Raw genomic sequence first — 8,574 nt, 5'->3', positions numbered from 1 at the left:
TTGGGGGGATCACTTTAAAGTGAACGGAAGGGGGCAGATACGAGTGGATTTTCCAATTCAGTAAGCTAAAGGCAAAAAACATCACTGAAGCCATAGGCATCGCCAGCAATATGAGGTTGATTTAGAAGCGTGATGTAGAATCGTGGCAAAGGTGTCGCAGGCGGATGTCGCGCCACATATTGCCTGATTTTCTCTTTCCCGGCTTCCATCGTAGTTTCGTTAGGTCTGGAATGTATTAAGTTGTTCTTGACAAAGACGATACCCCAAAATGCCATATAACCGATAACGTATCTCTCTACCGCCTGCTCTATCGGTTCATCCCCTTTCTGCAGAAAGGAAAGAACGAAACTGGTACTTTCCACAATACCGATTTCTGCCCAAGAGAGATTTATGAAATGTATAGCCATACAAATAAGGATTTAAAATCTACTTTTGATCTCCTGCCCTGCACCTGTGCCGCGATACTTGCTCTTCGCCGCATTGAATTTGTAGCGCACGGTGAGGCTGAACGAACGCCAGTCACCCCACGACAGGTCAGTCATCTGCGAACTCTGCATGTAGAGCAGGGCTTCTTGTTTCGCGCCCAGCAACAGGTCATTGCCGCGTGCCTCGATGCTGAGGGCGTCTTTAAGGAATGACTTACGCAGGCCGACGTTGAGCGTCAGTTGCGGGCGGCGCAGGGTGATGTTCTGCACCTGCCCCCGGCTTTGATACGTGAAGTCGGCTGTGAACCGGAAACCGGCAGGCAGAGTAAAGACATTGTTCAGCGAACCGATAAAGAGTGGATTGTTGTACGTGCGGTGCTGTCCGGCTGCATCGAGCGAGAACCATTGCTTCATCAGCACCGCACTGGCATTGAGGTTCCACAGACCGATGGTGGGCGAGGCGGAGAGCACGGCGGTAAGGCCGGGCAGACGGTCGTGATTGATGTAGTTGATAAGGGTGACGGCGGATTGCCCCTCGACCTGCGTGCCCCAATAGAAGATGTAGTCACGGACGACCTTATAACTGACCATCGCCTGGAAGAAGCGCCATACGCCTGCCAGCGTTACATCGTGCGTGATGCTGGGCTTCAACAACGGGTTGCCCGTCTGCCACGTGAAGCGGTTGGCGTAGGTCACGTTGTTGCGCAGTTGACTATACGAGGGGCGTTGCGTCTTGGCAGCATAGCTCAGTTGGAATTGCACCTTGCCCAGTTGTCCGGCAAGGGAAACATTGGGAAAAAGGTTATCGTAGGTGCGGCTCTGTTCGGGCACGTAGACGCCACTGCTGTAATAATCGAAGTCTACATGCTCATAGCGCACGCCTGCAACCAGTTGCCCTCCGCCCAAGCTGCCGAAGCGCAGAGGGTGGCTGTACTGCACGAATCCGGCCAGGTTCTGCTCGCGGATGCGGCTATAAGAGGTACGCACGTAGCCTTCGTGATTGATGTAGTCATCGTGGCGGTCGGTATAGGTGTACTCGCCTCCTACGGAGAGGCTGCCGCCCCATAGCGGATGGGTGAAGGAAGCCTTTGTCGCGGTAAGCTGGTTGTCCACGTCGTTGATGGAGGTCACCTTGCGGTCGTCGTGGTCCTGGCTGTCTTCCGTGTTCAGCGTGCGGTGGGTATATTGGGAGTTGTAGTAGTCAGCATCCCACTCCAATTGCCCCTTGCCTATCTGTCCGGCGTAGTAGGCGTTGAGCGAATGTTCGGGGCTGAAATCCACCTTGGCATAGATATCGGAGTGCAACACATCGTAAGGCAGCCCGTCTGCCTGCACCTTGCTGTCGAAGATACTGGTTTCCACTTGATGCAGCGTCTTGCCGATGTCGTAACGCACACCGATGGAGTGGCGGTCGTTGAAGTCGTAGTTGAAGCCGATGCGTCCGCTCAGTTCACGGGTTTCCTCATCAGCTCGTTGGTAGTTGTTCTGTGCCCACAGCGTGTCGGCATAGGTGGTCTGGTTCAACAAGTCCTCTTGCCGGTCGTCCGTCTTATCGAAGCGAATCATGCCGAACACGTCGAGACTGTTATGACGGTAGTTCACGTCGGCCTGCTCCCCGAAGTCGGCGTTCTGCGACTGGTCGTAACTGCTGCGCAGGCTGATGCCGAAGCCCTCGCCCTGCCGTTTCACGGTGCGGATGCGTACCACCGCACTCACCGTGGCATCGTAGCGGGCACCGGGATTCTGCACCACTTCCACACTCCGGATGTCTTCGGACGAGAGTTGATCTAGTTCCGACGCGTCGCGCATCTTCCGTCCATTGATGTAGATAAGCGGCGCACCTTTGCCCAGCACCTCGAAGCCGTCCTGCTTCTTCTGCAAGCCGGGGATGTGCGCCAATACATCTTCTACCGTACCTGCCTTGCTGAGGACAGTGCCTTGCACGGTAGTAGCCAACGCATCGTCTTTTATGTGGGTGACGGGTAAACTGGCCTTCACCACAACTTCGCCAAGCAGTTGCGCGTCAGGTAGGAGTTGCAAGGTACCCGCATCGCCCGATACACACTTTTTATAGGTAGTAGTATAACCTACAAAAGAAACGCATAGCAGGTTTTCTCCTTTGTTCTCTAAGGAGAAAGTGCCATCCTCGCGGCTAATCGTGCCTGTTACGTAGGTGGAGTCCGGTAACGAAAGCAACACCACGTTGGCAAAGGGCAAAGGTTGGTTATGTTCGTCCACCACACGACCGATGACGGTGGTTATCTGTGCCTGCACCAGTATAGGCAGGAACACACTCAATAGGAAAATACATTTGAATCGTTTCATTATTGCCTATGATTTTAAATATTTCCGGCACAAAGTTCCTGAAAGATATTTTTTTATCAGCTACCCAATAGGGTAGTTTTGATATTTCCTCACAGAAAATTACCCAATAGGGTAACTAAAAGCGGTATTAACAAATTGCAAGTATATACACATAAACCAATGTATACACTATAGGATATGCTCTTTCTTGATTTATTTGCTTTGATTTTTGGATTCCTTTCTAACGGCTTTGACCTGTTCACTGAATATGGTCAAAGTCGAATCTGCGCCAACCGTTTCCACCAGTCTCTCGTAAGCCCCAATGGTTACAGCCAGTTCCGGGTGTAGTTCATTGAGCATGACCGTAGTCACTTCGTGTTTGGCTGCAACCGTTCTCAACCGTCTGTTTTCTTCCCGGTACTTATGCCATTGTACCCAACTGATGGTAAACAGGGCAAAGAATACGAGCGTACAACCGATTCTTGTCCACGCGTAAGGGTTCTTGTGCCAGCTATCGGGAACTTTGCTCCGTAACAGCCTTATGGCGTTTATCGCTTTGTCGGGGCAGATTTGATGAAGATGAAATCCATATGCGATATATCTTGGTTACTGTGGTGTAAAGGTACAAAATATATCCTGAAATATGGTATCAAATAGTACCAATATTTTCTAAAACAGTGAAATTTTGTGAGTATTCAAACCAGATGAAAATATTTGCAAATAATTGATACACAAAGATAATCTATAAAACGGAATTTCACTGAACATATTTAGTGAATAGTGGGCTACTATGCTAATTGGGGAGTTATACGGATAATCGTTTTTCTTTTTTATATTAATGTACGCGTTGCGTGTGTGTGAGGAAAACTGTGCACTGCATTTTCTGCATGTTTGCATGTTTTTTATATTGTCCTTGGCAAAAATAGGTACGGCTTTTTCATTTAGGAATTATCGTTCTTCGGGCTTAGGAGTCGTTGGAAGCCGACAGCTCTGTTGATGTATAGCGATATTATCAGCTTCTAACTCCCGTGCCGGTTTGTCGGCTGATGACTTCCTTTAATTCCCGATAACTCCTGTAAATGAAAAAAAACGTGGGGTGATATCATTTTATTTTGGCAATCTTGAGGTTTTTGTTTACCTTTGTATCAACCGATGCATTAGACCGTTATGAACAGCGATAACAAGAACCTTGTAATCCGTTTCGACTGGGCTATGAAGCGCCTGCTGCGGAACAAAGCCAACTTCAGTGTCCTCGAGGGTTTGCTCACCACCTTGCTGGGCGAGCGAATCATCATCCGGCGCCTTCTTGAGAGCGAGAGCAACCAGGAGTACGAGTACGACAAGTACAACCGCGTGGATATGCTTGCCGAGAACTCCCAAGGCGAACTTGTGCTGATAGAGGTGCAGAACAACAACGAATATGCCTACTTCCAGCGTATGCTGTTCGGCACTTCCAAGCTGGTCACCGAATATATCAACCGAGGTGATAGCTACGACAAGGTCCGTAAGGTCTACAGTGTCAACATCGTGTATTTCTCGCTGGGTCACGGGGGCGATTTCGTTTATCACGGAAAGACCGAGTTCCGTGGCATCCACACCAACGACCTCCTTGAGCTTACCCCGTTCCAGAAACAGACATTCAAGGTGGATGCGGTCAGCCGGCTGTATCCCGAATACTACATCCTGAAAGTGAACGACTTCAACCGGGTGGCAAAAACTCCCTTGGAAGAATGGATTTACTACCTGAATACGGGCGAGATACCTTCTACCGCCACAGCTCCCGGTCTTGAAGAGGCCCGTGAGCGGTTGAAACTGGACAGCATGACGAAGGATGAACTTTCCGCCTATTACCGCCACCTGGACAATATTGTGATTCTCCGCGACAACATCAATACGGAACGTGAAGAGGGCAGGGCGGAAGGCAGAGCGGAAGGTAAGGCGGAAGGCAGAGCTGAAGGACTTGAAGAAGGATTAAATAAAGGAGAAAGAAAAAAGGCGATAGAAGTGGCCCGTTATTTAAAATCCTCCGGGACTTCCATAGAATTGATAATTGGAGCGACCGGATTGACTAAAGAAGAAATAGAAAAGATATAGTTTGAATTTTCAATATGACATTGATTAAGGGAATATACGGTTTGCGGTATATTCCCTTTTTGCTATTAATAGACACGCACGCTCAAAACTTCCCCGTTAAGCAGTTTCACATAGCGGTATTCAGCACCTTCGGCTGGTGTTATGACTTCTCCGTCCTCTGTTTTCTTTAAAACCTTTGATTTGTAACAGGTTGCATTAACTATTGCTTCCATTCTTGGTTTAACTCTCGGTTTAACTGAACCATGTAAACCAGCGTAATTCAGGCATAAAAAAAGAGAGCTACCTTTTGGGGTAACTCTCTGAATTCTTTGGTGATCCGCCTGGGGTTCACTAATATCTTATAAATCTCTGATATTCAGTTATTATTTTAAATTTTTCAAATCATCTCCACCGATTTCGCAGTGTGATACTTTCCGCGTTTTGCGCACCACTCATTGGCTTTTGTTTGATGCAAAGTTAATACTATTTTTTGAGTAATATGCTGTTACTAATCGAAAAAAGTGTGTATGGTAACAGTTTTTATGATTGATGGATTTTGTAATGTGCTAATTAAGTATGTTTATTTATAGTTCCTATACACTCTATTAAGACTGAAACAGACATATTAATGAACTTAAATTTTCACCATCTTCTTGTAGTGTTCTTCGTATCCCTTAATAACAAATACCTATTTAAACGCTATTCAATAAATATCCAATAGATTTGGTTAATCAGAAATTATTTTGTACTTTTGTTGTTATATTAGATATATTGTATATAATAGCAAAAGTAAGAATGAATGTAACACTTGAGAATTATCGCTCTCTTGACTTTGATACAATTAGTATCAAAGAGGAATGGAATATGCCAGCAGAACGGGAAAGGCGTATGCATAGTATACATGCATACCCAGCTAAATTTCCGGCATTTATAACAACAAAAGCAATCCATAAAGCTGAAGAATACAATATATCAGTCAAAACAGTAGCAGATATTTTCTGTGGTTGTGGTACGGTGGCATTTGAAACAGTAAGGAGTGGTAAACATTTTTGGGGATGTGATATAAATCCTGTAGCAACATTGATTGCAGAAACTAAAAGCAATGTATACCAAGATAAACAATTAGAAGATATTTTTGACCAGATAATTACTGTGTACAAAACGAGTAGTGTAGATAAAAGTAACCGTGTCTATTCTAATGAGCGTATACGCTACTGGTTTGATGAAGCGCACATTGATGACCTTTTAAAACTTAGGTCTGCAATATATCAGGTTACAAATGGCGGATTATACCGCAATTTTTTTCTGTGTGCTTTCTCTAATATACTAAAATCTTGTTCACGATGGCTTACAAAATCAATTAAGCCGCAAATTGATCCTAAGAAGCAACCTAAGGATGTGCTTTCTTCATATATGTACCAAGTAAATATGATGAGAAAAGCAAATAGGGAAAATACAAATGAAGAATATGGAGAGGCAGATATTATAAGAACTAATATTTTGGATATCAATATTGATAAACCATTTGCAGACTTGATTGTAACCAGTCCCCCATATGTAACCTCATATGAATATGCTGACTTACATCAATTATCAACACTTTGGCTTGAATATACCGATGATTTCAGATCACTTCGTGAAGGTACAATAGGAAGTTTATATCATTCACAAGAATTCAATCAAAACTTGAAAAAACTAAACAACACAGGTCAAGACATAGTATTCAAGATGTATCCAATAGACAAAAGGAAAGCTCGTTCTATTGCACAATATTATATTGACATGCAGTCAACTGTACATAAAGTTGCAGAAATGTTGAATTCTATAGGTGCCTGCCTGTTTGTTATAGGTAATACAGAATATAAAGGAGTAAAAATTGATAATGCGAAACATTTGACAGAATGTTTGTTGGCAGAAGGATTCGGCAATGTAGAAGTAGATAGGCGTAAAATTTCTAATAAAATACTTACCCCATATCGAGATACTAATGGAAAATTTGCCTGTGCCAAAGGCTGTTGTAGGAAAGTTTATTCAGAGGAGTTTGTCATTTTTGCAAGAAAATGTAATTAGTATGGCTAAGAATATAACAATCAGACCATTTGCTCGATTGCTAACCATGTTGGGCGATCAACTAATTAAGAACGAGCAGATAGCAGTTATTGAATTGATAAAAAATGCCTATGATGCAGATGCAGATTGGGTTAAGGTTTCTTTTGAGGGATTTACAGAGTCCTTAAATATTACTTCAGAATCTCGAATTATTATTGAAGATAATGGATGTGGCATGACATCTGAGAGGATTGAAAAATCTTGGATGAGTCCGGCTACACCTAATAAATTTTCTAAAGATGGTTCTGAACGGAGAACTCCTAAATATAATCGTATTATTCAAGGAGAGAAAGGGATTGGTAGATACGCTATGCTAAAACTAGGTAAGACCGTAAATTTAACAACTAGACCTGCAAACTGGCTTTTAAATCCAAAAGAGGAATCCGAAAGCAGTAAAGAATATACTTTGTGTTTTGATTTAAGCTCGTATGATAGTGATTTTATAGACGGAGCTAAAGAAGGTAATGAAGGACTCTATCTAGACGAATTAAATTTTAAATTAGAGGAAAAATCTCCTAATGTATTTGTGGAGCATGATGTTACTATAAATAATTTAAAATTCGATAAATGCGAGAATAGCCATGGGACTCGTATTGAGATATCAAATCTATCTGGTTCGTGGTCTTTAGCAAAACTTAAACCAATCAAAGATAGTTTTTTAAGGTTTGGAGATTTGTTTAATGAAGTTATCAGCCCGAATGAGAAACAGAATAATTTTACAATTGGATTATATCTAAATAATCATCCTTGGATTCAAGAAGAAAAGTCTAATGATATTACATTGCGTAATTTGATTGAGACTCAAAGCGTATTACAAATAACAAATGGACATTATTCCTCGAATTTAGGATTGTTCACATATAAACAAAATGGGCACACTAAGTCTGTAAGTATAAAAGAAGATGGACTTAGAGGTATGAGCGTTTTTAGAAATCATTTCCAAAATAAGGTGACTAAGGCATTTCGCGAAGTTACTGATTTCGGTGACTTTGAGTTTGATTTTTATGTTTTTGATTTAAATTCAAAGGATGAGTCATCTAAGTATTACTTACCTAAGGAAGCAAAGTCTATTATTAAAGAGCATAGAATTTACTTACTCCGCGATAATATCCGTGTTCTTCCCTATGGTGATCCAGATGACGACTGGCTGCAAATAGAGGTACGTCGTGGTACAGTCAGAGCCGGAGATTTTTTAAGTAATGACCAAATAGTAGGAAGGATTAAGATAACTAAATTTGGTAATCCTCATCTGAAAGATAAAACAAATAGAGAAGGACTTATCGAAGAAGGGAATTATACTACTGATTTTATTTGTATAATACAAAGTTTTCTATCATACATACGTAATGGGGCTTATGCTGCTTATTTAGCAGATAAAGAAAAGAAGTCACAACTTGATAAGATACGTAAAGATGCGGTAAGTAAAGAAATATCCAATCTTCGCAATCAACTTAAGGACGACAAGTATGCGTTAGCTCTATTAACTCAATTAGAGAATGCTTATAAATCAGAGAATAAATATTTAAGTTGCAGAGTTGAACGAACTGAATCATTAGCAGCTGTTGGCATTTCTGTAGAAACTGCCAGCCATGACATAATGATGATGTTAAACAAGGGGGTTGATGAATTAAGATCGCTATATGAAGATTCATTACATTCAAAT

Annotated in this window: 6 protein-coding genes and 1 pseudogene; 3 read left to right on the top strand and 4 right to left on the bottom strand. The window is 42.5% G+C overall.

Annotated features, from left to right (window positions below; translation table 11 throughout):
- Positions 1 to 65: 65 nt before the first annotated feature.
- The 3 genes and pseudogenes from QZ327_RS11280 to QZ327_RS14410 form a co-directional block, all read right to left on the bottom strand.
- The gene (locus tag QZ327_RS11280; RefSeq protein WP_294619354.1) at positions 66 to 407 is read right to left on the bottom strand and encodes a hypothetical protein; all 342 of its coding nucleotides are present in this window, start codon (positions 405 to 407) and stop codon (positions 66 to 68) included.
- 12 nt (positions 408 to 419) lie between these two features.
- Positions 420 to 2,750: a TonB-dependent receptor gene (locus tag QZ327_RS11275; protein ID WP_294619353.1), complete on the bottom strand. Its 2,331-nt coding sequence runs from the start codon at positions 2,748 to 2,750 to the stop codon at positions 420 to 422.
- Between the two features lie 192 nt (positions 2,751 to 2,942).
- A pseudogene (locus QZ327_RS14410) lies at positions 2,943 to 3,299 on the bottom strand (hypothetical protein); the annotation flags it as partial.
- 597 nt (positions 3,300 to 3,896) lie between these two features.
- Between QZ327_RS14410 and QZ327_RS11270 the strand changes: the two are divergent.
- Complete coding sequence (locus QZ327_RS11270; protein ID WP_294619351.1) at positions 3,897 to 4,823, top strand: Rpn family recombination-promoting nuclease/putative transposase; 927 nt, start codon at positions 3,897 to 3,899, stop codon at positions 4,821 to 4,823.
- Between the two features lie 65 nt (positions 4,824 to 4,888).
- Here QZ327_RS11270 and QZ327_RS11265 read toward each other — a convergent pair whose 3' ends face one another.
- Positions 4,889 to 5,035 carry a hypothetical protein gene (locus QZ327_RS11265; RefSeq protein ID WP_294619349.1) on the bottom strand — a complete coding sequence of 49 codons (147 nt, stop codon included), beginning with the start codon at positions 5,033 to 5,035 and terminating at the stop codon, positions 4,889 to 4,891.
- 562 nt (positions 5,036 to 5,597) lie between these two features.
- Between QZ327_RS11265 and QZ327_RS11260 the strand changes: the two genes are divergently transcribed.
- On the top strand, positions 5,598 to 6,872 hold the full coding sequence (locus tag QZ327_RS11260) for a DNA adenine methylase (RefSeq protein WP_288149362.1): 1,275 nt from the start codon (positions 5,598 to 5,600) through the stop codon (positions 6,870 to 6,872).
- 1 nt (position 6,873) lies between these two features.
- On the top strand, positions 6,874 to 8,574 hold a 1,701-nt coding region (locus QZ327_RS11255), incomplete at its 3' end, for an ATP-binding protein (RefSeq protein WP_294619345.1).

It is taken from the genome of uncultured Bacteroides sp., assembly GCF_910578895.1.
Lineage (GTDB): Bacteria > Bacteroidota > Bacteroidia > Bacteroidales > Bacteroidaceae > Bacteroides.
The sequence above is the reverse complement of the archived record's forward strand: the minus strand, read 5'-3'. Positions and strand labels throughout refer to the sequence as shown.